Annotated in this window: 23 protein-coding genes; 9 read left to right on the forward strand and 14 right to left on the reverse strand. The window is 49.4% G+C overall.

Going from position 1 to position 22768, the window contains the following annotated elements; genetic code table 11:
- The 5 genes from P2W84_RS01485 to P2W84_RS01505 form a co-directional block, all read right to left on the reverse strand.
- On the reverse strand, positions 1 to 1089 hold the full coding sequence (locus P2W84_RS01485; protein ID WP_276088324.1) for a hypothetical protein: 1089 nt from the start codon (positions 1087 to 1089) through the stop codon (positions 1 to 3).
- Positions 1086 to 1247 (reverse strand): hypothetical protein, encoded by a 162-nt coding sequence (locus P2W84_RS01490; protein ID WP_276088325.1) that lies wholly within the window; start codon positions 1245 to 1247, stop codon positions 1086 to 1088. Before P2W84_RS01490 ends, P2W84_RS01485 begins: the two co-directional genes overlap by 4 nt.
- Before the next feature lie 2 nt (positions 1248 to 1249).
- Positions 1250 to 2182 carry a grasp-with-spasm system ATP-grasp peptide maturase gene (gwsG, locus tag P2W84_RS01495; protein ID WP_276088326.1) on the reverse strand — a complete coding sequence of 311 codons (933 nt, stop codon included), beginning with the start codon at positions 2180 to 2182 and terminating at the stop codon, positions 1250 to 1252.
- A gap of 80 nt (positions 2183 to 2262) precedes the next feature.
- Complete coding sequence (locus P2W84_RS01500; RefSeq protein WP_276088327.1) at positions 2263 to 2463, reverse strand: hypothetical protein; 201 nt, start codon at positions 2461 to 2463, stop codon at positions 2263 to 2265.
- A gap of 22 nt (positions 2464 to 2485) precedes the next feature.
- Positions 2486 to 2680: a hypothetical protein gene (locus tag P2W84_RS01505; RefSeq protein ID WP_276088328.1), complete on the reverse strand. Its 195-nt coding sequence runs from the start codon at positions 2678 to 2680 to the stop codon at positions 2486 to 2488.
- A 215-nt stretch (positions 2681 to 2895) separates the two neighbouring features.
- Between P2W84_RS01505 and P2W84_RS01510 the strand changes: the two genes are divergently transcribed.
- The gene (locus tag P2W84_RS01510; RefSeq protein ID WP_276088329.1) at positions 2896 to 5658 is read left to right on the forward strand and encodes a family 78 glycoside hydrolase catalytic domain; all 2763 of its coding nucleotides are present in this window, start codon (positions 2896 to 2898) and stop codon (positions 5656 to 5658) included.
- Here P2W84_RS01510 and P2W84_RS01515 read toward each other — a convergent pair.
- Positions 5651 to 6166 (reverse strand): GNAT family N-acetyltransferase, encoded by a 516-nt coding sequence (locus P2W84_RS01515; protein ID WP_276088330.1) that lies wholly within the window; start codon positions 6164 to 6166, stop codon positions 5651 to 5653. The two genes, P2W84_RS01510 and P2W84_RS01515, sit on opposite strands and share 8 nt — an antisense overlap.
- A gap of 304 nt (positions 6167 to 6470) precedes the next feature.
- Between P2W84_RS01515 and P2W84_RS01520 the strand changes: the two genes are divergently transcribed.
- A complete protein-coding gene (locus tag P2W84_RS01520; RefSeq protein ID WP_276088331.1) occupies positions 6471 to 7547 on the forward strand; it encodes an ionic transporter y4hA in 1077 nt (358 codons plus the stop codon).
- Between the two features lie 45 nt (positions 7548 to 7592).
- Here the strand turns inward: P2W84_RS01520 and P2W84_RS01525 are convergent, their stop codons facing one another.
- Complete coding sequence (locus tag P2W84_RS01525) at positions 7593 to 12242, reverse strand: glycoside hydrolase family 44 protein (protein WP_276088332.1); 4650 nt, start codon at positions 12240 to 12242, stop codon at positions 7593 to 7595.
- Between the two features lie 182 nt (positions 12243 to 12424).
- Here P2W84_RS01525 and P2W84_RS01530 point away from each other — a divergent pair, with 182 nt between their 5' ends.
- Positions 12425 to 13489, forward strand: coding sequence for a histidine kinase (locus P2W84_RS01530; protein ID WP_276088333.1), 1065 nt, complete (start codon positions 12425 to 12427; stop codon positions 13487 to 13489).
- Positions 13486 to 14205 carry a LytTR family DNA-binding domain-containing protein gene (locus P2W84_RS01535; protein ID WP_276088334.1) on the forward strand — a complete coding sequence of 240 codons (720 nt, stop codon included), beginning with the start codon at positions 13486 to 13488 and terminating at the stop codon, positions 14203 to 14205. The genes P2W84_RS01530 and P2W84_RS01535 overlap by 4 nt, the downstream gene beginning before the upstream one ends.
- On the opposite strand, the gene porV is transcribed toward P2W84_RS01535, so the two are convergent.
- The 4 genes from porV to P2W84_RS01555 all read right to left on the reverse strand — a co-directional run bounded on the left by porV (position 14206) and on the right by P2W84_RS01555 (position 16143).
- Complete coding sequence (gene porV / locus P2W84_RS01540; RefSeq protein ID WP_276088335.1) at positions 14206 to 15252, reverse strand: type IX secretion system outer membrane channel protein PorV; 1047 nt, start codon at positions 15250 to 15252, stop codon at positions 14206 to 14208.
- A 148-nt stretch (positions 15253 to 15400) separates the two neighbouring features.
- Positions 15401 to 15622, reverse strand: coding sequence for a hypothetical protein (locus tag P2W84_RS01545; RefSeq protein WP_276088336.1), 222 nt, complete (start codon positions 15620 to 15622; stop codon positions 15401 to 15403).
- A complete protein-coding gene (locus tag P2W84_RS01550) occupies positions 15601 to 15864 on the reverse strand; it encodes a DUF2383 domain-containing protein (RefSeq protein WP_276088337.1) in 264 nt (87 codons plus the stop codon). Before P2W84_RS01550 ends, P2W84_RS01545 begins: the two co-directional genes overlap by 22 nt.
- A gap of 21 nt (positions 15865 to 15885) precedes the next feature.
- On the reverse strand, positions 15886 to 16143 hold the full coding sequence (locus P2W84_RS01555) for a hypothetical protein (protein ID WP_276088338.1): 258 nt from the start codon (positions 16141 to 16143) through the stop codon (positions 15886 to 15888).
- Positions 16144 to 16280: 137 nt separating this feature from the next.
- On the opposite strand from P2W84_RS01555, the gene P2W84_RS01560 reads away from it, so the two are divergent.
- Complete coding sequence (locus P2W84_RS01560) at positions 16281 to 16475, forward strand: hypothetical protein (RefSeq protein ID WP_276088339.1); 195 nt, start codon at positions 16281 to 16283, stop codon at positions 16473 to 16475.
- Here the strand turns inward: P2W84_RS01560 and P2W84_RS01565 are convergent.
- The 3 genes from P2W84_RS01565 to P2W84_RS01575 are packed head-to-tail and all read right to left on the reverse strand — an operon-like array spanning position 16472 to position 18922.
- Positions 16472 to 17125 (reverse strand): YceH family protein, encoded by a 654-nt coding sequence (locus P2W84_RS01565; protein WP_276088340.1) that lies wholly within the window; start codon positions 17123 to 17125, stop codon positions 16472 to 16474. The genes P2W84_RS01560 and P2W84_RS01565 overlap by 4 nt on opposite strands.
- Positions 17126 to 17136: 11 nt before the next feature.
- The gene (gene mgrA / locus P2W84_RS01570; RefSeq protein WP_276088341.1) at positions 17137 to 18138 is read right to left on the reverse strand and encodes an L-glyceraldehyde 3-phosphate reductase; all 1002 of its coding nucleotides are present in this window, start codon (positions 18136 to 18138) and stop codon (positions 17137 to 17139) included.
- Between the two features lie 13 nt (positions 18139 to 18151).
- Positions 18152 to 18922: a queuosine precursor transporter gene (locus tag P2W84_RS01575; RefSeq protein ID WP_276088342.1), complete on the reverse strand. Its 771-nt coding sequence runs from the start codon at positions 18920 to 18922 to the stop codon at positions 18152 to 18154.
- Between the two features lie 65 nt (positions 18923 to 18987).
- On the opposite strand from P2W84_RS01575, the gene P2W84_RS01580 reads away from it, so the two are divergent.
- Genes P2W84_RS01580 through P2W84_RS01595 form a run of 4 tightly spaced genes read left to right on the forward strand, consistent with a single transcriptional unit; the run spans position 18988 to position 22736 of the window.
- Positions 18988 to 20133 (forward strand): methionine aminotransferase, encoded by a 1146-nt coding sequence (locus P2W84_RS01580; RefSeq protein WP_276088343.1) that lies wholly within the window; start codon positions 18988 to 18990, stop codon positions 20131 to 20133.
- Between the two features lie 21 nt (positions 20134 to 20154).
- Positions 20155 to 20958: a nitrilase family protein gene (locus tag P2W84_RS01585; protein WP_276088344.1), complete on the forward strand. Its 804-nt coding sequence runs from the start codon at positions 20155 to 20157 to the stop codon at positions 20956 to 20958.
- Positions 20955 to 21977, forward strand: coding sequence for a N(4)-(beta-N-acetylglucosaminyl)-L-asparaginase (locus P2W84_RS01590; protein ID WP_276088345.1), 1023 nt, complete (start codon positions 20955 to 20957; stop codon positions 21975 to 21977). The genes P2W84_RS01585 and P2W84_RS01590 overlap by 4 nt, the downstream gene beginning before the upstream one ends.
- 18 nt (positions 21978 to 21995) lie before the next feature.
- Positions 21996 to 22736, forward strand: coding sequence for a copper homeostasis protein CutC (locus tag P2W84_RS01595; RefSeq protein WP_276088346.1), 741 nt, complete (start codon positions 21996 to 21998; stop codon positions 22734 to 22736).
- The last annotated feature ends 32 nt before the right edge of the window (positions 22737 to 22768 follow it).

Below are 22768 nucleotides of genomic sequence, written 5' to 3' on the forward strand. Positions count from 1 at the left end.
TTACGTCGACCAGGCCCTTTCAAACACCACCGACAAACGCTCCCGGTCTATCGTAAGTCCTTTTTCGTTTACCGTTACACCGCAATCACTCAGGCGGACATAACCAGGTTCATCGTCCCACTTGCTCAGGTACGGATTATAGGCACACTCGTCCGGGTGATACCAGCCCTGCTTGCCGCGAACGGGTACCCGGCTATCGACACACATGTACCGGAGTTCACAATCCGCGCAGACCAGGGTGTCATCCTTTCTGATGGTTCCCAATTTCCTGAAGTCCTCTGAACAGATGAGCTCAGAAAGCTGTGCCCCGCTCATCTGCGCAATGTGGCCAAAATGGTTGCTGCAGTTGAGTCCGTTCTTCAGATAGCCCTGCTCATCAATATAAACCTTCCCGTGATAATAAGTATGAAAGTGCAGCGCCTCCAGAAAATGTTCCTTGTTTATGACCAGCTTGTCATGGGTCAGCCTGAGCTTATAGGCACCAAATTCGAGGTCAAAAAAATTGTAATAGATATTGTCGTGGCACTCACTGGTGCGCGCTCCCGCCTGAAGGCCGAAAAAATTCACCGAAAAGACCAGGGGGTCGCCGCTCAGCAATTCACGAAGTGCAGTATAAGCGTCGGGGTCGAAATTTCTTATATATAAGTAGATGCTGTCCACTTCCAGGTGCCGTGCCTGGCTTAAAAGCTGCGACAGTTGATCGTCCGGCCGGTCTGCAATGACCGAAAGGTTCTGTAAATTGATATTGCCCAGAAACTCAGCCAGGTTCCGCCGGATATTTGAATGGACGACCATGTTACTGATGTGACTTGGTGATTCAAAATCAGTATTCAATGGTGGAAAGTGATTTTTGCGCTGAACGTCAGGAATACTGAAGATGATCTCCTCCTCTAAAAGAAAGTCGATATGTGCGGTTGTTTCGCCAGTCTCCCCCAGCCCACGAAAATCAATAATGTCGTTGGTATCGAGCGCCTGGTAAAGTTCGCGCGGAATCTGGTGATAGTCCTTCCGGGTAAGGTCGTAAATGACCGCCCGGTTGAAGCCGTCTGCCGGTATGCACAATTGGTTCCTTAAAAACAATGTGTTCATATCGGCGATTTGTAAAACAAGTCCAGTTGTAAGGCAGGTGTCCTGAATTTCCTTGAAGGCCTGGTTTTGACCAGGTATTGCGGCTTGTCCTTCCGGACCAGCGACTTCAGATGGACCGGTGCCTGTCCGGTGCGGATTTCATGAAGAATGGTCTCCATTTCTATAAGTTTAAAGCGATGATTTTTTCCAAATGATAATTGCAGGGGTCTGAGACCATTCCGAACTGTCCGATGGGATTGAGGTCAAGAAAGTAATATTCCTGGTCGTCAGCCGATACGACCACATCAAAAGAGGCACAGTTAAGCGGAATGGATTCCAGCATGAGTTTCAGTTTAGCTGTGTATTCAACGGGAAATCGGTAAGGCGTGACGCGGTTAGGCCTGGAAAAATCATAATTCCTGTAGTCAACCTGTGTTTTGGCATTTCCCTGGGAAAAAATAGCCATGGCATAAAATTCACCTTTGAGGTAAAAGGCACGGATTTCATACGCCTTAGCTACCTTTTGCTGAAATAAGGTCGGGACAAATTCGTCAGGCAAAGCAAGAACATCTTCTGCTGTGACTTCGGCAGTATAGGATAAGTGCGCATACTGGTCTTCATCGAACATGGTGAAAGGGGCATCTACGGGTTTAGAGATGATGTGCTGGTGACGCTCCATAAATCCGGAAAGTATCTTTTTGTTACCGGTGACGACAAATGCAGGGGCGGTGACGGAAAACTGACTGCAAAGTTCGAGCAGACGCAGTTTATTCATTTCCCTGGTCCCGAATTGATTGATCGAATCTATTTTATCCAGCATCTGATAAAAAAAGGCCTTGATACCCTCATGCTCCCCGGAAAGGTATTGCCGGAGCAACCGGCTGCTGAAATGCCTGTTGAAGTCAATATCTCCACGGCGGTACCAGATCCTGCTGATTTCTCCGCTGCGTACTTGGCGCCCGTCGATACTGATGACAAATTCAGCCGCATCGAGCGAAATGAGCCTGACGCTGGTGTCTTCGTTGATCCGGATAAATTCTTTTTTAAACGCATCCAGCCAATTGATCACTCTGCTGGTCGAGTAATCATCACTGACAGAAAAGATAATAATCATAGGTGGTTAGTGGCAGCAGTCTGGTTATACCGGAATTTTTAAGAATGGAGGGTGAGCCCCCTCCATTCTTCAGAGTCTGATTAGCAGCCCCCGCAACTGAAGTCCATATTGGAATCAATCGTCTTCCCGTTATCATCCCTCGTCTGAGTATAAGTATCAGAGCAATTGCTGATGTGGGTAGCAGATGTACATACGGTGTGTGTGCTGGCCAACCTTCCACCATTGATTTTGCACGATTTAAGATCAATTCTCTTTTCAAATAGGTTTTTGTTCGTTTTCATAAGATTTCTGGTTAATGTTTGCTTAAGGACAAGTGTAATCTGTACAGGTCTGGATAGTACTGCCACTATCGGTCTTGATGGTAGTTTTGGTGTCTGTACAGTTGTTGGTGTGGGTAGATGTAGAGGTTTCGGTATGTGTACCGGCAAGCCTTCCGCCAAACACCTGGGCGCATTTCAGGTCGATGCGCTTTTCAAATAGAGATTTGTTGTGTTTCATTTACATGAACTTGGTTACAATTCCGTCAACTTTCCCTGACGTTTGGGATGTTTTGTACCGCTGAGTTCAAGCGTAGACCATCAAAATTAGATGACCTTAGATCAACTAACAAATTTATTTCACAATTGTGTGATAAAATTTAAAATAGTCAGCTGTTCCGCATAAAAAACGTTTTTTATGTATTTTGCAGCTGTACACACCATTGACCTAACCAAATGAGACCAATCCTTTCTTTCCTTGCGCTGCTGATCTTTGTTGGCAATACCGCGCTTTGCGCAATATCCGCGATCCATTCCGGGGACAAAATTACTTTTCAGGTACCGGAAGCAGCGATCGGAAATCTTAAGTGCGACCAACTGGCCGAGCCTCTTGCAATCGACAACCCCGAGCCGGGACTCAGCTGGCAAATGACTGCTGAACTACCTGGCAAAAGACAGACAGCCTACCAAATCCTGGCAGCCAGCAGCCTCGAATTATTAAGACAGAACAAAGGCGATTACTGGAACAGTGGAAAGGTTCATTCCGCACGTTCGGTGCAGATCAGGTATCAGGGTAAGCCACTAGCTTCACGGACTAAACTTTACTGGAAAGTAATGGTATGGGATGAAAAGGACAAGCCGCTGGGATGGAGCTCTACGGCTTCCTGGTCTATGGGGTTGCTCAATGCCAGTGACTGGAAGGCAAAATGGATCGGGGCGACTCAGGAAGACCCCTATCCTGATTCCGCCATAACCTTTCCGGCACCGTATTTCCGTAAGGAATTCAGCACCAGCAAAAAGATAAGAAAGGCCATCGCCTATATCAGCGGGCTTGGTTTTTACGAACTGCGCATCAATGGAAAAAAGATAGGTGATCAGGTATTGGCACCCGCGGTGACCAACTATGACAAAAGGCCGCTGAAAAAATTGCTTTATCCTTATGACGACCAATCGGCGCAGCGGGTATTCTACAATTGCTTTGATGTAACAGTCGATTTATCCGGGGTTAATCCTGCAAAGGCAGGCACTTCTGCCAGGAACAACGTGATCGGTATTCTGCTTGGCAATGGCTGGTATAACCAGCGTGACCGCACCGTAGAAGGAAAAATGTGGTATGGACTACCCAGGCTTATCTTTCAGCTGGAGCTCACTTATACAGACGGAAGTAAACAGACCATCGTTTCAGATCCGACCTGGAAAACGACTACTGGCCCACTGCTGAAAGACGGCATCTTTTCAGGCGAAAGATACGATGCAAGGTTTGACCTGGGTGCGTGGGATAAGCCGGGCTACGTGGACAAGCAATGGCATCGGGCTGTACAGGTACGCCCTCCCTCAGGCAGACTGCAGGCACAGACCGCACCCTTTGATAAGGTTATCAGGATACTGCAACCTGTTTTTAAAGGACAGAAAGACTCCGTGTACCGCTATCACCTGAATGAAACGGTTTCCGGATGGGCGGTGATCAGGGTAAAAGGCCCGGCGGGAAGCAGCCTTAAGATCAGGTACATCAGTGAGGAAGGCGAAGATTACGGCCAGCAGGATGTTTATATCCTGAAGGGCGGAGCAACCGAAAGATGGAGTCCCAGGTTTACCTGGCACGCCTTCAGAAAGATTGAAATCATTGCAAAAGGGGTTAGCCTTGACCAGGGAAGCCTGGTGATTGAAGACGTACACACCGCAGCCGAAGGCAATGGTACCTTTGAATGCTCCAATCCCTTTTTTAACAAGATCTATTCGGCGTACCTCAGGACCCAGCGGGCAAATTTCCATGGGAGTCTCAGCAGTGATTGCCCGCACCGGGAAAGGCTGGGCTATACCGGCGACGGGCAGGTCATCATGGAAAGCTCTATGTACGCATTCGACCTGTTCGGGTTTTACCGGAAGTGGCTGGACGACATAGATGATGCTCGCAACCGGAAGACGGGTTTCGTAACCCACACTGCCCCCTTTGGTGGTGGTGGTGGCGGCCCGGCATGGGGCTCGGCCTACGTGATCATGCCCTGGCTTTATTTTAACTACTATGGCGACACTACCCTGCTTCAAAAGCATTACATGGGTATGAAGCAATGGGTAAACTACCTGGAGACCCGGACAAACGAAAAGGGCCTTGTCTATAAAGAAGAGCCCGATGGCTGGTGTCTCGGAGACTGGTGTACGCCTGCAGATATCAAGATTCCTGAGCCTTTAGTGAACACGGCCTATTTCTATCATGTGACCGATCTTATGGGTAAAATTGCAGCGGTACTGGGTAAGGCAGATGACCAGGCCAGGCTTGCGGCACTGGCAGCAAAGATCAGAGACAATTTCAATAAGGCTTATTATGACCCCGCAAAACACACTTACTGGGAAGGAAGGCAAGGGTCTGATGTGTTCGCCCTGGCTTTCGGACTGGTACCGGAAGCGGACTACGGCCTTGTCTTCAATTCCTTAGTGAAACACCTTGAAAACACAGGTTACCATTTCGATACCGGGATACTGGCCACCCCGCTCCTGTTGAAAGTACTTTCCGACAACGACAGGGACGATATAGCGTTCAGGCTGATGGATCAGCGGGATTTCCCTGGTTTCGGATACCTGCTTGACGATAAGAACAGTACACTGTGGGAATCCTGGAACGGTGACGGTTCTCATAGCCACCCCATGTTCGGCAGCGTCATAAAATGGTTTTTTTCGGGCCTTGGGGGGATACAGCCGGATGTCCGGCATGCAGGTATGCAGCATTTCACCATTGCTCCCAAAACCATTTCCAGCCTGGATTATTGCAGGTCGTCTTACCATAGCCTGTACGGAACGATCCGTTCAGAATGGAAAAGAGCGGCTGACGGAACACTACACATACTGGCATCCATCCCTGCAAATACGACTGCCACCTATGTCCTTCCTGCGGGATTAAAAACAGCAACAGACGAAGCAGGAAGGGCTATTCCTGTCAGTAATACGGACGGAAAAAGCACCATCAGGTTAATGCCGGGGATCCGTCAGCTGGTGCTCAGATAATCCGGCCCGTAAGCTCGAAGCAACGGAGCTCGCCCTGATCGGAACGAATGGAACCGGTAAAAGTGAACTGGAGTTTTCCAAGCAGGTGCTCTGAGCGGGCATTACCAGGGGAAACGATCGCATAGACTTTTTCCGGTGAAGATGCTGCAATATGTAACAGGAATGCCTGTGTGGCCTCAAGTGCATAACCATTGCCATAATGGTCCGGATGCAGCGCATATCCGATATCGGGAGCATCAAGGTAGTCGCGCTGAAGAAAGCTGAGGAGGCCCACAGGCTGACGACTCTCCAGGAGCCTGATGGCAAAGCAGCCGAGATCAGCTTCATTACCCGCGTTCAGCTTCTCGCGGATATAAGCCGCAGCCCGGTCAATGTCGCTGACATCGCGCGGGCCGATATGCCGCAGCCATCCTTCGGAATTGAGCAGCTCAAGGATAAAAGGCGCATCGCCGGGACCGAAATGGTCAATGTATAGTCTTGATGTACAAAGTGGTATCAGTTTTTTCATAAGATGAATTCCGGAAAAGGTAAATATAGCAAGACGCCACATCTGCCGGTATCAAAATATCATCAATTAGATTATTCCTACAAAGTAAAAAGCACCGCAAATAAAAAATTGTAACAAAAATTTGGTAGTTACATTTTAACCTCCTAGATTTGACCCTTGAGAGCGTTAATTTGAAACGGGGATTGGCCGCCTGGCTGAGCCCCGTTTCCTTTTTATCCCCTTTTCGCTTTTCCTTCAGGAGATTTCAACAAAACGGATCTGCCGTCTGTTCACTATATTTAACGCGGATCAAAAAATTGCAGACATGACACAACCCGGACTTCCTAAATGGACCATCATTGCCCCGATTGCTGCCTGGATATCTTTTGCCCTGCTCCAGTTTAATCTGGGAGACGCCTACAAGATCATCCTTGTATTTACACTGATCTCATCCGTATTGGCTGCCGTACACCACGCAGAGGTTGTTGCGCATTACGTCGGCGAGCCTTTCGGTACGCTTATACTTGCACTGGCCATTACCGTTATTGAAGTAGCGCTGATCGTTTCACTGATGCTTTCAGGTGGTGAGGAAACGCTATCCCTGGCCAGGGATACAGTGCTTGCCGCGGTGATGATCATCCTTACCGGAATTATAGGCCTGTGTATCTGTGCAGGAGCAGCCAGGTTTAAGGAACAGCGTTTTACCCTTCAGGGTACCGGGTCCGCACTGATCGCCCTGAACGCGATACTTGTCCTTACTCTTATACTTCCCAATTATACGACCAGTGAGCAGGGTCCGGTATACAGTTCCGGTCAGCTCATCTTTGTATCTGTGATCTCCCTGGTGATCTATGGTACATTTGTATTTGTACAATCCGTGCGGCACAGGGATTATTTCCTGCCGCAGGATGCAGAGAATGAGGAAAGCCATGCACCCCAGCCTTCGGGAAAGACCGCCTTATCCAGCCTGGTCTTGCTGGTGTTCTGCCTGGCCATCGTGGTGCTGCTCGCAAAGAAACTATCACCGGACATTGAAGGGATCGTGCTCAGGATCGGCGCACCAGAATCGCTTGTGGGCGTGATCATTGCGCTTGTTGTGTTACTTCCTGAAGGTATGGCTGCGTTTAAAGCAGCAAGAAAGAACAGGCTTCAGACCAGCCTAAACCTGGCACTGGGATCGGCGCTGGCCAGCATCGGCCTCACCATTCCCGCCGTAGCGGTAGTTTCAGTAATTACGGGACTTAAAATTACACTCGGTATAGACAGTAAGGCACTGGTATTGCTCATCCTGTCACAATTTACAGTGATGTGGGCGCTGGCGACCGGCAAGACCAATATCCTGCAGGGCGTAGTACTCATGGTCATCTTTTTTGCTTACCTGTTTACCATTATTGCACCATAAAAAAAGGACAGCCGCAGCTGTCCTTTTTTTATCTAATGGAACATCTTAGTATTCGTTTACCATAAGTTGTTTAGATACCGGTTCAGGGCCATCGGTATTCAGCAGGTATACGCCCTGTCTCAGGTTGGCCATGCTGATGCTCAGCTCACCCTTTGCATCCCTGATCACCGATCTCCAGATCACCTTTCCGAAGATGTCACGCAGGACTATATTCCTTGAAGCTGCCTTTTTAAATTCATATTTTATCCTGGTTTCTCCTCCTGTCATCACCGGGTTCGGATAAATGGTAAGCGGCGAAATGACCTGGCGCCCCTTTGACAGGCTCACCTCAAACAGGGTCTCACATCCGCTGGCCGCGTCTGTAACCTTCACGGAATAACGCCCGGGAGGAACATCATACAGATCCCTGGTAGTCGAACCCTCAGACCACTGGTAAATATAGACCCCACTTCCGCCACTGATGACCAGGCTGATCGCACCGTCAGCAGCAATGGCCCTGACCACCGGCGGGCTTGCCGTTCCGCCTACAGTTACCTTCTGGCTCCAGTTAAAGCCCTGGTCTGCCAGCACCTTAATGGTATAGGTACCTGGCTTAAGGTTGCTGAATTCAGGATGATTAAGACCTGAAGGATTGGCTTTACCATTGATGTAATAATTGGCCTGTGTCCTGGCATTTATATTGCTCACAACAATTCTGCCATTTGCAGCGCAGGCAGCATCAGTGGTCGCTACCTCTGCGTAAGGATTGAACACCACACCGGTAAACGAACTGGCGCAGCCGGTCGCTGCATCGGTTACGACAACAGAATATGTGCCGTCTGGAACCTCCCAGAGGTTTTGTGTCTCAGACCCATCGGACCATTTGTAAATATAGATCCCGCTGCCACCGGTAACCTTAAGATCAATGTTGTGCCCCCTGATCGTAGCCTTGATCACCGGTGCGGAAGCCGTTCCCGCGACCTTTACCTTCTGCTGGAAAACGTAACCTCCGTCAGCAGTGATCTTCAGCGTGTAGCTGCCAGGTTTCAGGTTTCTGAAGACCGGGTCAGATGCCCCCGCCGGATTAATTACATTGTTGAGATAACACCTGGTGTTCTTTAAGCCGGAAGGCAGGTTGACGACACTGATCACACCGTTGGCACCGCATGCCGCGTCGGTAACTTTCACTTCAGTTTTTCCCGTGCAGGCGAGTGCTTTCAGGGTAACTTCCTCCATGTACACAAAGTCATTCATCCCCGTAATGCGAATGGTATATTTTCCAGGCGCCAGACCGGAAAAGGAGGCATTACCTGCGCCTGCGGGGTTAACCGTCCCATTAATATAATAATTAAAGGGGCCTGCAGGCTCCGAGATGGAAGCCACGGTGATCTTCCCGGTATTGCCACACTGCGCATCGGTAGTCTCCAACCTTACATCGGCTACAGAACTGCCCGTTGCGGTAATGTCGTCGAGCCTGAAGTCAAGTTTGGTGGCACCCAGTTGATTGGACAACAGGCCAAAGCGTGTCATCTGGGTTGTATTCATGTCCTTATTGGTAAACAGGTCTTTCAGCGGGATCCTGACCAGCTGATACTGGCCTGTGTAACTGCTGATGTAGCCTCCGCCCTTCAGGCTCAGCGAAGGTGTGCTCTGAATATTGGCATCCTTCATGTAGACCTGCATATCGAAATGTGCCGACGGTGGGGTTACCTTAATATAGAACTCCAGATAGCGCTTTGCACTTAAGTCCATCAGTGCTGCGTTCTCTGTACCCTCGTTCCAGTCCCAGGTTGCAGCGGCGAATCCATTGTCCATCTGGTCCATGTGTACATTCATGCTGATGGGGCCTTCATTTCCTCCTGTGGATTCGACCGTCGCTACCGTATTCTTATTGGTCTCAATGTGTTTTCCGGTATTTTTGGTATCGCCGTCCCACAGCACCAGTTTTCCGGCAACCTCCTCTATTTTATAGGTTACATTTTTGTCTGAAGCATTCTCGGCAGCATCTGAGGCCGTTAATGTGATCTTCTTTGGCCCGTGGGACACACCTTGAGGAATGGTATAGGTATAGCTGAATTTACCTCCGGACCCGGTCATGACCTGCCGGTTTGGTCCTTTCAGTTCGGAAAGGTCCAGGCTCACTTCTTTCAGGTCTCCGTCCGGATCGCCCACGTCGGCATTTAGCGTCACCTTGGTTACGCCATCTGCATATCCGGAGTTCCTTGAAAGGCTGAAGCTGCTGATCACCGGTTCTTTATATGGATGAGAATAAGGCAAAGCCCTGATGTCATCTACCCATACGTCAAATCCCTTGCTCGCGGTATTCACAGAGAAATTGAACTGCCAGACCTGGTCCATCCTGATCTCCGAGCCAAGCGTCAGGTCGGATACGGGAATCTTTACCCGGGTATAACCGTCGGGATTAAATGAGGAAACATAACCTCCTGCTTTCAGGAAAACAGTGTTTGAGGTATTCAGCTGCGCCGACGCATCCCTGATACTGAACTCAATATCGGAAGTCGACGGTGCATTGGATTTGAGGTAAAATTCAATGTATCCGTAATCGCTCAGGTCCCGCGCATCTACAGGATTGTCGTTTTCCGAGAGTCTGAAGGTCATGACACTGTATTTGCTCGCTTCATGGATGAAGTGCATATACAGGCTGCCAGGGGCAACATTCCCGCCGGAAGTCCGCTTTTCAATTTTCATTGTCGCCGCCTGGCGATCTTCGCTGTCATAAAACCGGTCTCCTCTCCCTTTAGCAATGGCATCTCCGTCCCAGATTAAGGTTGAACTGGTTTTCTTGATGACCCGGTAATTCACCGTGGACTCGGTAGTCCGGTTGGTGGCATCAACCGCCGTAAGTTTGATGTCCTTAAGACCGGAGGTCGCTCCGTCGGGAACCGTATAATGCAGCGTATAAAGATGGCTGGCCGCATCTTTTAATTGTAAGACGGCTTTAACAGGTCCGCCTACGCCACTAAGGTCTGCGGTTACACTGCTGATGTTGTTATCGCCATCTGTAACTGTGGCATTAATATCAAAACTGGCCGTGCCATCTGAATATCCTGCCGCCGGATATACCGTTGCCGTCTCAAAATCCGGATAGATGGACAGGTCTTCCTCCGTGAGGAGAATATGGCACACGGTCAGCGCCGGTATGGTATACTCAAACTCATTATTTGTAATGACCCGGATGTTCTTCAGCTGCCGCATGGTTGTCCCTTTACCATCGAAGGCCCAGACACGTGCACTTCTGAAATGCCGGTCGCTGTTGACCTTGACCCTGGCAACTATGGTCTGGTCCTGGTTTTTGTTCATCGCGATCAGGTGGGTACGGCTTTCATCCGCAGATTCCACCGATGCGTGCACCGAGGAATTGGTAATGTCGCTGGTTTCCGAACTGATGGAAATGTCGCCGAATTTACCGCCCTTACCGTCATAATTCAGGTAGGCGTCGAAGCCGGACCGGATATATCCGTCCACACCGCCCCAGTAGGTAGCCAGGTAAAGCCCCTGCTTTCCGAATATACCCAGTGCATCTGCCTGTGCGATACCTCCGGAGGGGTGTCCGTAGCCCATATAGCTGTACTCGGTAATGGCCAGTTTCGTACCCGGATAATAGGTGTTGATCTGGCTTTTCATCTTAGGGATAAAGGGCAGGAACTGTTCGCGTTTCCAACCATCCTGACCGATCCAGGTATCTTCAACATAGGTCGAGTCCCATAGCGACCGGGTCATCTCCATCCGGGCGGCGTTTGTCGCATAGTCCGTGCTGTTGTTAAATGGGCTGACCCCATCGTTCCGGCCCTGTGGGTACCAATGCACATCCAGTACATCCAGGAGGCGCTTGCCTACCTGGGGATCTGCCGCCTTTTCCTTCATTTTGGCCAGGTAGTAGTTTAGGAAGGTAGGGTATTTTCCCTGGTTCACTTCATCCCAGTCGGGCGCAAACTGCAAGGTCTCAAACTCTGCCACGCCCCAGGAAGCCGGGCCAAAGACCTCTGCCGTCGGGTCCATTTCCTTGATCCGGCCCGCCAGTTCGAAGGACCTGTCCATCAGGTACTTCACAGGAGTATGCTCCGGTCCCCATAACCGGGGATGCGAATCGAACCATATACCCGGTTCATTATCCAGTGCATAGCCCTTTACACCGGTAGCCGTATTGCTCTTACCAAAATTGGCAATGAGGAAATTAATCTCCTCATCTGTATAGACGGTCTTGTCATTCAGATTGGGCGTAAGGCTAAAGGGCCCGGGTTTCCGGTAAACTATGGAATTCCAGCGGCTCGAGGGTGCGATCTGGGCGGAGTCAACCCTGCCGTTCTTATCTGCCGTAACATATTTGGCCATAGGCAGCGTAACGAGGGAATAAGCGCCCTGCCGAACAGACGTCTCCTGAAAGAATTTTAAAGCTGCCCCCGGTTCGTTATAACGATCCTCAGGTACCCCCTGCTGCCAGGGCACATAGTTATCACTTTCATTGTACCAGTCACGCCCGGCATTGGAAGCATTATTCTCCCAGTTGTAGTTTGTGATTCGGTTCCCGCCCAGACGTTTGGCCCTGGCATGCGGATAATTGTCGTTGGTTCCATAGATCAGCGGGCTGATGGCTTTTCTGTTTTTCTTTGCGTCGATCGTAAAATTGACGGGGATCTGTGCGACAGCACCTATGCTGCCGAGCAGCAACATAAAGACAGCGTAGCGTTTTATCATGATATTCGTTGGTTACAGTCCGCAAAGCTGCCGGCAGCAGGTTGTAATCGGAAATATCTGCGACACAGCGCACAGATTAGCAAACAGATATCCATCCCTGCCACACCAACGCAGTTTATCTACGAAAATTAACCGTTTATCGACGAAAGGCCTTTTAGTAAGCAATCTGGTTATATTTGTGCATGCGGGTGAAGGTTCACGTTCTCTTCTGGGTGCTTTGCACACTTGTGCTAACCATGGTTTACCGGATCGGTATTCCCGACTATCTGGTGTCCTTTAAGGTCATTATGATGTTCATGCCCGTTTATATTTTTTATTTCTATATCACGGCCTATTTTGTCATTCCCAGGTACCTGTTCACCAGGAAATACGTGAAATTCGCCCTGGCGTTTCTAACCTGCATGCTCATCAGTGTTACGGCGTTCCGGCTGATTGAGATCTGCTTTGCAGACCCATACATCTATCAGTTTATCCTGAAAAATGATCCCGGATTTGTATGGCACAAGCTGGAAGGAAGTTTTACAACGCAGTTATTAAAACCCGCCTATATTGTTTCCGCATTCGAGCAGAGTAACATCATCATCTGGATCGCCATCTCACTGAAGTTCTATAAGATGTGGCATGAAAAGCGCCAGGTTGCCCTGCAGGCAGAGCTCAACTTCCTGAAGGGCCAGATCCATCCGCACTTTCTTTTCAATACGCTCAATAATCTTTACGCGCTTACGCTGAAGCAATCAGGACAGGCATCATCGGTCGTGCTCGGCCTTTCCGATATCCTCCGCTATATGCTTTATGAATGCCGGACGGAGGCTGTTGCCCTTTTAAGGGACGTAGAGATCCTGGAAAGTTATGCGAGCCTGGAAAAGATCAGGTATGAAGACCGGCTTGACCTGACCATGAGCATTACGGGTAACCTGAACAACTATCTTATCGCTCCGCTGCTGATGCTTCCCCTGGTCGAAAACGCTTTCAAACACGGCATCAGTGAAATGATGACAGATGCCTGGATCAACATTGACCTGCAGGTGAAGGCATCGAAGCTGACATTAAAGGTATCTAACAGCAAACCTCCTCAAATCTACCGGGACGATGCGGGGCATTATGGCAAGATCGGATTGAAAAATGTAAGGAAACGACTGGAACTTTTATATCCGGATGCCCATAAGCTGAATGTATACGATGAGGAAGATATGTTTGTGACTATATTGGAACTGAAACTGAACAACCACTTAAAGACATCAGAATGAAGATAAAAACGCTGATCGTTGACGATGAACCACACGCCATTGAAGTAATAGAACAATATGTGCAGCATTTCCCGGAGCTAGAGATCGTTGCAAAATGTACCAATGCGATACAGGCTTTTCAGTTACTGCAGCAAAGTAAGGTTGACCTGATGTTCCTGGATATTAAAATGCCCGGACTGATCGGCACGGACCTGATCAGGAGCCTGAAACATCCGCCAAAGGTAGTCTTTACCACTGCCTACCAGGAATACGCACTGGAGGGGTTCGATCTCAATGCAGTGGACTATCTGCTCAAACCAGTATCGTTTAACCGTTTCCTGAAAGCCGTAGACAAGGTATTTGAACTTTACAAGATCAATCCGGACAAAACCGTGGTTGCCGGACAGCCGTCAAAAGCCAGCGATCATGTGTTCCTTTACCTCCGCGTGGAACGTAAAATGGTGAAGATCAATGTTGACGATATTTACTGGATTGAAAGCCTGAAAGACTATGTTAAGGTCGTACTGAAGGAAAAAGTACTGATCAGCAAGCAAAAGATCAGTCTGCTGAAGGAACTGCTGCCAGAGGATAACTTTTTACAGATTCACCGTTCTTTTATCGTAGCCATCGATAAGATAGATAGTTATAATGCCTATTCCATTGAGTTACTGGGCAAGGAACTGCCGATCGGCAGGAATTACAAGGCAGAATCACATAAGAAGCTGAAAGCAATGTAATCAGTCCTTCCGACCTGCTATATAAAAACTTAATGTAAACCGCAATGTATTGGCCAGTGCATTACTTCTGCTGCCAGCCAGATAAGAAACGTCAAACCTGAAGTTGCCATACTTCAGCCCGGCTCCGGTACTGAAATAACGGTTTTCGCCCTTCAGCGGGTTCTGGTAATGATAGCCACCCCTTAAGAAAAAATCGTCTGCGTAGCTGTATTCTGCCCCAGCCGAAAAGGAGATTTCTTTAAGTTCCTCGGAAAACCCACCAGGGGCATCGCTGAATGAGCTGAAAATCCCGGACACTACGGACTGGTCTTTTTGCGGGTAAGCGGGCACAAGCAATTTACTGATATCTGCCGCCAGGGTAAACTTGCCGGACGGACTGGTATAAAACGTATTGGCGACACCCAATCTGAGATTAGCGGGAAGAAAGTACTTTTCTGCAGTACTGCTGGTATAACCGATCTTAGGACCAAGATTGGAGATATGCATACCAAATGCCAGTTCAGCGTCGTAGCCCAGAATAACCGTCCCTTGTTTATAGTACGCTGATACATCAGCTGCAAAAGTACGTACGGGGCCTGACTGGGATGCCCGTGACGGCGCTATGGTCCCCGACTGGATATAACGCAGTGAAGCACCTAGTGCAAAACCTGTCCCGAAGCTCCGCGCAATGGTAAGGTCAGCGGAAAACTCACCGGGATTAAAGGTACCCATACCCTGTCCAGATTCATCGCTCAGGTCTACCTCCCCCAGCCCGAAATACTTAACTGAAGCGCCGGCAACATATTGATCATTCAATCGATGATAACCACTCATTGAAGCAATATTGATATCTTTTGAATAGTTGCTGAGCCAGGGAATATAGGAAAGTGCCAGGGCCGATCTTTGTCCGGCAAATGCAAGCTTGGCGGCATTCATAAAGGCAGAGCTGACATCACCTGGTGTGGCTACACCCGTTTCCGCCATGGCCGCACTGCGTGCATCTGGGATAATGTTCAGGAATGGCACGGCTGTTTGCTGTGCAGATACAGCGCCTGTACAGCTTGCCATTAATAACATGGAGATTAATTTTTTCCGCCCGGACATGTGCTTCTTCTGAGCTGCAAAACTACCGGGTATCTGTGCCAAATACCAGTATTTGATCTATAAGACGCAGTTATGGCGACAGAAAGAGGTTTATAAAGGACAAAATGCAGAATTAGCCTTCCCTTTGCCCGATCTGCTGATACCAGGCCTGTATTTCACGGAGGGCATCGGCTATACCCGCACGCTGTGTTTTCAGCAGGTCAAGGTGATCGGCATGGGTAAGCGGGTCAACCAGCAACTGATCGTATTTATCCAGCGCTTCCTGTTCACCAGTCGCCACAGAACTCAATATGGCCAGGTCTTCATTACCACTCAACGCCTGCCTGATTTCCATCCAGCCCCGGTGCAGGGCGCCCAGCACTCCCCTTTTTCATTTTCCGAACTACCTCCGTGCTGCTGTATGTGTTCTTTGAGCTCCATTGCGTACCCGGCCCTCTGGGCAGAATACTTCAGGAATATCCCTTTCAGTTCGATAGTGTCGGTATGCGCACTTGCGGCCTCATAACCTTCCTTCCCATCATTGAGGATATTGACCAGTCCTTTGAGTTCACTGATGATGGTTGTGTCATTTTCCATGGTATTCTTGCGGGTTAACCGTTATCTCCTAATGATCCTTTCCCTGTCATCTTCCTTACTGTCCCTTTCATTGCCAAGATCTGGTGAGGGCACACTGGTATCGTTGATATAATCAGTATTCGTGATGTCCTTCTGCTGATCGTTCATATTCTCCACAGGCGGTTGCTTACTGCTGTCCTGCTTTTCAGTAGCACTGTTAAAACGGGGCATATTTAAATCCTGGGGCCTGTCGACAGGATAATTCTCCGTTCCCGGCTTTGGTGTTTTTTTTTGTTCCATAATTTCAAAACATCCCTTCAGGTGAAAAGTTTTAGCGGGCCCTACAGCCATAGCTTTGTCAAATACCCCAGGATGCTTGCAGTATCTTTGAAATAAGGATTACTTTTGACCATATTATTCAAATAGTCAACAGATAAATGAAAACAGCATTATCTCCGATACTGCCCCTGCTGCTCCTTTTCGCTGCATGTAACGAGCCTAAAATGAGGCTCAGGGTACCAGACAATAATGCCGGGACCACAACTTCTCAGGAAACTGTCGTGACGGCAGATACGCTGAAGGTAAAGAGTACGGCAAAGAAAGACAAGTCGATCCTTGCCGTAAAAGACTAACCCATCAGCTCTTTAAGTAGTTTTCCGAACTCTTCTTTCAGCTTTGCCAGTTCTTCTTCGACAACGGCTAACCGCTGTTCGACGTCACTTGCGGGCCTGGTGTAGCCCTCATCCTCCTGGTCTTCCTGCGAAAGGTCAGGCATGCCTGAAAGCAAGTGTGCATACCTGGCTTCCTTCTGACCGGCCCGCCTGGGAAGCTGTACGACATAAGGAAATTCAGGGGCCGCCAGTTTTTCAAGTACATCCTGTACTTCTTCCAGTGAATCAAACTCATAGAGCCTGCCCGAATTGGTGTTCAGTTCTCCGGGAGTCTGTGCGCCCCTGAGCATAAGCAGACAGATCACGGCCACTTCTGCGGGCAGTACCGGATAGACAATGGCAAAGTTATGCTTGTATTTTATGGCCCGGCTGGAGCCACCGGTAGCGGTAGAGACCAGGCCCTTGCGCTTAAGGGTGTCCAGGGTGAGGGTAACCGTCTGGTCATCGTACTGGACTACCGGCTTTCTTGATGTCTTCTGATTACAGGCCACCGTTATGGCATTGATGGTCATCGGGTAGTATTCCGGCGTGGTCCTGGCCTTCTCCATCAGCACGCCCAATACCCGGGTTTCCTCGGCGGTCAGTGACGGTAATGCTTTTTGTTCTTCCATTTTTGTGATGGCTATATCGCTCCTGAATTCAGTATCTGTTCTATTTGTTCCAGCTCTTCTGTACTGAAACTTGTATTGTCCAGGCATTTCAGCGAGTCGGCCAGTTGTTCAGGCCTGCTGGCACCTACAAGCACTGAGGTGATCCGGCGGTCACGCAATATCCAGGACAAAGCCATTTGCGCCAGTTTCTGGCCGCGGCTTTCCGCAAGTGCATTTAAGCGGTTGATCTGGGCGATCCGCTCAGGAGTGACCTGATCTGCCTGCAGGAAACCATGAGACTTGGCTGCCCTGGAGTCTGCCGGTATGCCTTTGAGGTATTTATCTGTCAGCAGACCCTGGGCCAGCGGCGAGAATGGAATACAGCCTACCCCTTCCTGATCAAGCAGGTCGAGCAAGCCGTTTTCTACCCAGCGCTCATACATCGAGTATTTGGGCTGATGGATCAGGCAGGGTGTTCCCAGTTCTTTCAGGATACTGATGGCCCTGGCTGCTTCCTCGGGCTGATAATTGGATATCCCTGCATAAAGCGCCTTTCCCTGTCGAACGATCAGGTCAAGCGCAGCCATGGTTTCCTCCAGTGGCGTATGCGGATCTGGCCGGTGATGGTAAAAGATGTCCACATAATCGAGTTCCATACGCTTAAGGCTCTGGTCCAGGCTGGAAACCAGGTACTTCTTTGAACCCCAGTCGCCGTACGGACCTTCCCACATGGTATAACCCGCTTTTGATGAAATGATCATTTCATCCCGGTAGCCACGGAAATCACGTTTCAGCAATTTACCGAAGTTTTCCTCAGCCGATCCCGGTGGCGGGCCGTAATTATTTGCAAGATCAAAATGGGTGATGCCGCTGTCAAACGCAAGTTTCAGAATGTTGGCGCTGTTTTCCAACTGGTCTACATGGCCAAAGTTGTGCCACAGGCCAAGTGAAACAGCCGGCAGCTTGATGCCACTATTTCCGCAGCGACGGTATTCCATATGCTGGTACCGCGAAGTTGAAGGTATATAAGACATATAAAGTATTAGGTTATTTAATGCTGGCCATCTGTATCATGCGCTGTGCCAGGTCTTTGCCAAGATAGCTGTCGATAATGCCATGTACCAGGTAAAGGATCGGTGTCATGAGGATGGCCACAATGAATTTGTAAGTATAATTGACCAGGCCGATGGCTGCGACCATCTGCCAGCTCCAGTGATATTGCGGATTAAGGTAAAAAGCAATGAAAATGACCACAAAGCTGTCGATGCACTGAGAAACGAGTGTGGAACCGGTGGCGCGGAGCCAGAGCGCTCGTTCACCGGTGATCTTCTTGATGCGGTGAAAGATAAGCACATCGGCGACCTGACCGGTAATGAAGGCAACAATGGAACCTACAATAATCCACATACCCTGTCCGAAGACACCTGCAAATGCATTGTTCATATTGATGGGCGCCCCGTTGATTTCCTGGTTGATCCAGAAATCTGACGGCGTAAGCTGCATGGCACCACCCACGACAAGAAAGGCATATGAGATCAGCACAGCGGTGAGCAAAGACAGGTAACGTACTTGTCTGACCCCGAAATATTCATTAATGATATCTGTCATAATGAAGATAATAGGCCAGGTGAGCACACCTGCGGACATGTTAAAGGAAAGGTTGGGCACGCCCAGTAAACTGATATCAAACTTCCTGATACCCAGTGTACCTTCTACAGTGAATATCTTAACGCCGATGAATTCGGACAAGATGGCATTGGCAACAAAAAAACTACCCAGCACAAGCAGCAGCCTGCTTTCTTTCGTTTTAAAAGTCATAGCAGCTGAAATTATTAAAATATTCTGATATAACCGGATAATTATTATTTCTATTTTCGTCGTTAATGATCACTATGCTATCCAAATTACCCGGAGTTGCCACCACTATTTTCACCGTAATGTCCAGACTGGCCGAAGACCATCAGGCCATCAACCTGTCTCAGGGCTTCCCCGATTATGACTGCGACCCTTTGCTGGTTGAGGCCGTTTCGGATGCTATGCGCAGCGGGGCCAATCAGTACGCACCGATGACCGGTTTACCGGTGCTAAGGGAGCTCATTGCAGAGAAGACAAAACGTCTGTACGGCGCGCACTACCACCCGGAAAAGGAAGTTACCATTACCGCGGGAGGTACCCAGGCCATATTTACTGCGCTCAGTTCCTGTATCGGCCCCGGTGACGAGGTAATCATTTTTGAACCAGCCTATGACAGCTACGCACCTGCGGTCAGGTTACTGGGCGGACTGGTAAAACCCTATGAGCTGACACCCCCCGATTATCAGATCGACTGGGATATGGTCAAGAAGCTGTTTTCGGTCAACACCAAGATGATCATCCTCAACAGTCCGCAAAATCCGACCGGATGTATCTTGTCGAAAGAAGATGCCGCGCAACTGATACGGCTGACCATGGGCACAGATATACTTATTCTAAGTGACGAAGTCTATGAGCACCTGATCTATGACGGGCAGCAGCACCACAGCATGGCGCTGTACCCCGAACTTCGTGAAAGAAGCTTCATTGTGGCCTCCTTCGGTAAACTGCTGCACACTACCGGCTGGAAGCTCGGTTACTGCCTGGCACCTGAGCAACTGATGAGGGAATTCCGGAAGGTACATCAGTTCAATGTATTCAGTGTGAATACGCCCATGCAGGCCGGAATCGCAGCATATCTTAAAGACCCTTCCGTATACGCGGGACTTTCCGGATTTTTCCAGCAAAAGAGAGATTTGTTCAGGGCTATGCTTGCGGAAACCAGGTTTAAATTGCTACCTTGCCAGGGGTCTTACTTCCAGTGTGTAAGTTATGGCCACCTGAATGAACTGAAAGACAAGGAAATGGCTACCATACTGGTGAAGGAACACGGAGTGGCCAGCATACCGGTTTCGGCCTTTTATACGAAGGGTACAGACCATCAGGTATTGCGTTTTTGTTTTGCTAAAAAGCAAGAAACACTGGAAAAGGCCGTTGAAAGATTAATGAAATTTTAATTATCCTTTTAATCTGATTGTATGGAACAGCCGAACTACCTGAACATCAGCAACCTCAAGATCACTATATTTCAGGCTTACCTGTTCTGGGAAAATACAGACAAGAATTTACAGAACCTGGGCCTGAGGTTGTCTATGGGCATCAAGGAAAAGACCGATCTGATCATACTGCCCGAAATGTTCAATACCGGGTTCAGCATGAATGCAGAAGGGCTCGCTGAAGAGATGAATGGAAAGACCATGCAGTGGATGCAGGATACGGCACGCAAATACGATTGTGTAGTTACAGGAAGTCTAATCATCCGTGAAGATGGCCATTTCTATAACAGGATGATCTGGATGCTTCCTGATGGCACTTACAGTACTTACGACAAACGCCACCTCTTTGGCCTTGGCGGTGAAGACAAAGTTTATACTGCAGGGAAAGATAAAGTCACCGTAGACCTCAGGGGCTGGAAGATCAGGCTGGGTATCTGCTATGACCTTCGTTTCCCGGTATGGCTGCGAAACCAGGATAATGAATACGATCTGCTGCTGCTCATCGCCAGCTGGCCGGATAAACGCTCGGCGCACTGGAATGCACTGATCCCGGCAAGAGCAATTGAGAACCAGAGCTACGTCATCGGGGCCAATCGCGTCGGGCATGATGGCAAGGAAGTGTACCACAGCGGACATTCCCAATGCATTGACCCAATGGGAAAAACAATATATTATAAACCTGAAGACGAAGACCTTTATACCTTCAGCATCAATTATGAAGAACTGGTAAGGACCAGACGGAGCTTTCCCTTCCTGAAGGATGCCGACCAATTTGAACTCAAATGATCAACCGTAGAAAATTCATTAAAACCGGGACTGCCTCTGCCGCTCTTCTGGCCGTAGGCGGCAGCAGCGTATCGGGCACCGTATTGTCCCGAGCAGGGTCTCCTATCGTCATTTCTACCTGGGATTTCGGCATTCCGGCCAACCAGGAAGCCTGGAAAGTACTTTCGGCGGGCGGACGTGCACTGGATGCCGTTGAAAAAGGTGTACGTATACCCGAGGGCAATCCCCTCATACAGACCGTGGGTTATGGCGGTCTCCCGGACCGGGACGGCCACGTGACCCTGGATGCCTGTATCATGGACGAATCAGGCAATTGTGGTTCCGTAGCGGGAATAGAATACATTAAGCACCCGATCTCTGTAGCCAGACTGGTCATGGAGAGAACGCCGCATGTCATGCTGGTCGGCGAAGGTGCGCTGCAATTTGCCCTGGAGAACGGGTTTCAAAAGGAAAATCTGCTGACGCAGGAAAGTGAAAAAGCCTGGAAGGAATGGCTGAAAACTGCGAAGTACGAACCAGTGATGAACATTGAGAACAGGCTATACGATAAGGCTGCGCCAAGACAGCTGCCGGGAAACCAGTATAACCACGATACGATCGGTATGCTCGCCCTGGATGCCAGTGGAAATCTTTCCGGTGCCTGCACCACAAGCGGTATGGCCTATAAGCTTCACGGCCGCGTAGGCGACAGCCCGATCATTGGTGCGGGGCTCTATGTAGATAACGAAGTTGGCGGGGCTACTTCCACTGGTGTGGGTGAAGAAGTCATCCGCAATGTCGGCAGCTTCCTGGTCGTCGAGCTGATGCGCCAGGGCTATAGCCCAGAGGCGGCGTGTAAGGAAGCAGTAATGCGCATCATCAGGAAGAAACCCGAAACCGCAAAAAAGATACAGGTAGGCTTTCTGGCCTTGAACAAAAAGGGCGAATACGGAGCTTATGCGATACAGAAGGGATTTAGCTATGCAGTCTGCAATGCCAGACGGAGCGACCTGCTGATTGACGGAAAAAGCCATTATTAGAACTGAAACGAGAGAGATATGATCACGATGGAAGTTTGTGCAAATTCGCTGCGTTCTGCCTTTGCGGCGCAGGAAGGTGGTGCGGTACGTGTAGAATTATGCGACAACCTGCCGGAAGGCGGCACCACACCCAGTTATGCACAGATCAAGATGGCCGTAAAATCGCTCCGCATCCAGGTCTATCCGATCATCAGGCCCAGAGGTGGTGATTTCCTTTACAATGAGCTTGAGTTTGAACTCATGAAGGAAGATGTGCGTGTATGCAGGGAGCTTGGCTGCCAGGGCATCGTGATCGGCATCCTGAAAGCAGACGGATCTGTAGACAGTGAGCGTTGTGCAGAACTCATTGGTCTTGCCGGAAATATGGGTGTGACCTTTCACAGGGCATTCGACATGAGCAGCGATCTGAACAAAGCCCTTGAGGACATCATCGACCTGGGCTGCGAAAGAATACTCAGCTCAGGCGGCGAAGCTTCCGCATGGAAAGGTTCGGCAGTACTCTACGACCTGGTAAAACAGGCAGCAGGCCGTATCAGCATTATGCCGGGAGCGGGTATTTCGACCGGCAATATCAAGGAGATCATCAGCCATACCGGTTCTACCGAATTTCATGCCTCAGCACGAAGTGCAGTTCAAAGCGCCATGAAGTTCAGAAATCCCAGGCTCAGCATGGGCAGCCTTGCAGACGAGTTCAGCTATGACCTGACGGACCCGCGGATCGTCCGCGAGCTCATCACTCTTGCGAACGACACCAAATAATTCCCGAAAATAATCCGCTCAAAGTCTTATCT

The organism is Pedobacter sp. JY14-1, assembly GCF_029269825.1.
Lineage (GTDB): Bacteria > Bacteroidota > Bacteroidia > Sphingobacteriales > Sphingobacteriaceae > Pedobacter.

Bases quoted from the DNA above. Each gene is read 5' to 3' on its own strand.
- P2W84_RS01560 (WP_276088339.1), top strand. From the start codon at position 16,281: ATGAAAACAGCATTATCTCCGATACTGCCCCTGCTGCTCCTTTTCGCT.
- P2W84_RS01525 (WP_276088332.1), bottom strand. From the start codon at position 12,242: ATGATAAAACGCTACGCTGTCTTTATGTTGCTGCTCGGCAGCATAGGT.
- P2W84_RS01595 (WP_276088346.1), top strand. From the start codon at position 21,996: ATGATCACGATGGAAGTTTGTGCAAATTCGCTGCGTTCTGCCTTTGCG.
- P2W84_RS01590 (WP_276088345.1), top strand. From the start codon at position 20,955: ATGATCAACCGTAGAAAATTCATTAAAACCGGGACTGCCTCTGCCGCT.
- porV (WP_276088335.1), bottom strand. From the start codon at position 15,252: ATGGCAAGCTGTACAGGCGCTGTATCTGCACAGCAAACAGCCGTGCCA.
- P2W84_RS01485 (WP_276088324.1), bottom strand. From the start codon at position 1,089: ATGAACACATTGTTTTTAAGGAACCAATTGTGCATACCGGCAGACGGC.
- P2W84_RS01520 (WP_276088331.1), top strand. From the start codon at position 6,471: ATGACACAACCCGGACTTCCTAAATGGACCATCATTGCCCCGATTGCT.
- mgrA (WP_276088341.1), bottom strand. From the start codon at position 18,138: ATGTCTTATATACCTTCAACTTCGCGGTACCAGCATATGGAATACCGT.
- P2W84_RS01580 (WP_276088343.1), top strand. From the start codon at position 18,988: ATGATCACTATGCTATCCAAATTACCCGGAGTTGCCACCACTATTTTC.
- P2W84_RS01500 (WP_276088327.1), bottom strand. From the start codon at position 2,463: ATGAAAACGAACAAAAACCTATTTGAAAAGAGAATTGATCTTAAATCG.
- gwsG (WP_276088326.1), bottom strand. From the start codon at position 2,182: ATGATTATTATCTTTTCTGTCAGTGATGATTACTCGACCAGCAGAGTG.
- P2W84_RS01530 (WP_276088333.1), top strand. From the start codon at position 12,425: ATGCGGGTGAAGGTTCACGTTCTCTTCTGGGTGCTTTGCACACTTGTG.
- P2W84_RS01545 (WP_276088336.1), bottom strand. From the start codon at position 15,622: ATGGAAATCAGGCAGGCGTTGAGTGGTAATGAAGACCTGGCCATATTG.
- P2W84_RS01575 (WP_276088342.1), bottom strand. From the start codon at position 18,922: ATGACTTTTAAAACGAAAGAAAGCAGGCTGCTGCTTGTGCTGGGTAGT.
- P2W84_RS01510 (WP_276088329.1), top strand. From the start codon at position 2,896: ATGAGACCAATCCTTTCTTTCCTTGCGCTGCTGATCTTTGTTGGCAAT.
- P2W84_RS01490 (WP_276088325.1), bottom strand. From the start codon at position 1,247: ATGGAGACCATTCTTCATGAAATCCGCACCGGACAGGCACCGGTCCAT.
- P2W84_RS01550 (WP_276088337.1), bottom strand. From the start codon at position 15,864: ATGGAAAATGACACAACCATCATCAGTGAACTCAAAGGACTGGTCAAT.
- P2W84_RS01555 (WP_276088338.1), bottom strand. From the start codon at position 16,143: ATGGAACAAAAAAAAACACCAAAGCCGGGAACGGAGAATTATCCTGTC.
- P2W84_RS01535 (WP_276088334.1), top strand. From the start codon at position 13,486: ATGAAGATAAAAACGCTGATCGTTGACGATGAACCACACGCCATTGAA.
- P2W84_RS01565 (WP_276088340.1), bottom strand. From the start codon at position 17,125: ATGGAAGAACAAAAAGCATTACCGTCACTGACCGCCGAGGAAACCCGG.
- P2W84_RS01505 (WP_276088328.1), bottom strand. From the start codon at position 2,680: ATGAAACACAACAAATCTCTATTTGAAAAGCGCATCGACCTGAAATGC.
- P2W84_RS01585 (WP_276088344.1), top strand. From the start codon at position 20,155: ATGGAACAGCCGAACTACCTGAACATCAGCAACCTCAAGATCACTATA.
- P2W84_RS01515 (WP_276088330.1), bottom strand. From the start codon at position 6,166: ATGAAAAAACTGATACCACTTTGTACATCAAGACTATACATTGACCAT.